General features: G+C 70.9%; 1 protein-coding gene and 1 pseudogene. Both read left to right on the top strand.

Annotated elements, in window-relative coordinates:
* Positions 1 to 968 (top strand): annotated as a pseudogene (locus AB0F18_RS39180) (hypothetical protein); the annotation flags it as partial.
* Between the two features lie 20 nt (positions 969 to 988).
* The gene (locus AB0F18_RS39175) at positions 989 to 1,729 is read left to right on the top strand and encodes a hypothetical protein (RefSeq protein ID WP_362070308.1); all 741 of its coding nucleotides are present in this window, start codon (positions 989 to 991) and stop codon (positions 1,727 to 1,729) included.
* The last annotated feature ends 120 nt before the right edge of the window (positions 1,730 to 1,849 follow it).

The following is a 1,849-nucleotide window of genomic DNA, read 5'->3' as shown; positions in this document are numbered from 1 at the left end:
GCGGCACGTCCCACACCCCGGGCGGCGGCACGTCCCACACCCCGGGCGGCATGGCGGACAACACCCCGCACAACAGCCACACCGACCCCGGCGGCAACGGCCCGACCCCGGGCCACGGCGGCACGGACACCACCCCCACCGGCGGCCACACGGACACCCCCTCCACGGGCGGCCACGGCGACGGCCCGTCCACGGGCGGCCACGGCGACGGCCCGGGCACGGGCGGCGGCGGCCACGGAGACGGCCCGACGGTCCCGCACCAGGGCGAAGGCCCGGGCGGCGGCTCCCTCCCCGACGGCCCCCACGGCGGCGCCGACGAGGGGATCCTCCCCGGCGGGTCCGAGCCCCGGCCGGACGGTGGGCGCTACATCGAGGAGCCCACCGCCGAGCACGTCAAGGCGGCGGAGTTCTACGACGGTGTCCGGGCCGACCCGGAGAGCCTGAACATCGGGGCCATCTCCGACAACACCGGGATCAGCCCGACGGTACTGGACCGTGTCCGCACCCACTTCTTCCTCACCGAGCACGTGGTACCCGAGGGACCCGCCCTCTCCAGGCACGGCTACTTCACGCCGCGCAGCGACATCGCGGAGATCTGGGAAGCCGCGAGCAGGCGCGAGCTGACCCCTGACGAGGCGACGAAGTTCCAGCGGTACATCGGGCACGAATACGTCGAGAGCCAGCTGATGGAGGCGGGCCTGCCCTACACCGTCGACGCCCCGCACCTGTGGGAGTCGTTCCAGAACGGCGACGGCCCGATCGAGTACTATCGCGACTTCCCCGGCAGCCCTCGTGACGCCGGCGCGCACGACCTCGCGGTGAACGAGCGCAGGGGCGGATTCAGCCAGTGGGAAAGGGCGGGGTTCGACGTTCCTGAGGTCGATCTGGCGTCCGACCTGTCCAACATCGACGAAGTGGTGGCGGCTCTGAAGGACGAGCTGCGCGCGAAGGGAATCGAGCTCAAGTGACCGCTCCTACGGCATCGGCCGTGCTGAACCGTCTCCGCGCCGTGGAGTGGGCGGGTGACTGGGACTTCGCGTTCGGGCACGTCAAGTCGCGCCGGATCCTCTTCCGTGAATACCTCCGGCGGGCGGCCGTGTGGTCGCGGGCGTACGCGGAAGCCGAGGGCGTCTGGCCGTTCTTCGACATCGCCACGTACGTGGACCCCGAATTCCGGCTCGCCCCGGAACAGGACTCCGAACTCGCGGAATTCCTCAAGCGCCTCCCCAACGGAGAGGTACGGAACACCTGTTCCGGCGCGATCCGCCTGGCGGCGCTCCGGGCGCAGAACCCGGATGCCTTCTCGGACCTCCCCGACCTCTACGAGCCGCTGATCCTCTTCTACGAGCGGGGCGGCGAGTTCGTACGGGACAACTCCGGGGCTCTCGATCTGACGGGCGTGAGCTTCCGTCTCGGCGCCCTGGCGGGCTACCTCGGCAACCCGCCCGTCGCCCTGCTCGGCGATGCCGTCCTCGACGCGCTCGACGCCGACGGCCGGATCGTCTACTACACCGCGGAGGACGGCCAGGGCCCCCTCCTCAGGCGGCGGGCGTTGCGCGGCGAGCAGAAGGACGAGCTGTTCAGCCGCGAGCTGCGCTGGGAGCCGACGGACGCGATCCCCGCCACCGAGACCGAGCTGAAGGAAGCGGGCCTGGCCGAGCTCGACGAGCTGAAGGCGGCCAGGCTCATCGGGGAGATCGTCGCCGCCGTCACCGGATCCGCCGACTGAACATCGACCTTCCGGGGGTGGGGACGAAGTGACCGACCACGTACCGATCAATCCGTGCACGATTCCGCAGTTCACGGGTGACCTGGACGCGCTGGAGAAGAACAAGACCGCGATCACCAC

The sequence above is a fragment of the Streptomyces sp. NPDC029216 genome (assembly GCF_040648015.1).
In the GTDB taxonomy this organism is placed as follows: Bacteria; Actinomycetota; Actinomycetes; order Streptomycetales; family Streptomycetaceae; genus Streptomyces.
The sequence above is the reverse complement of the archived record's forward strand: the minus strand, read 5'-3'. Positions and strand labels throughout refer to the sequence as shown.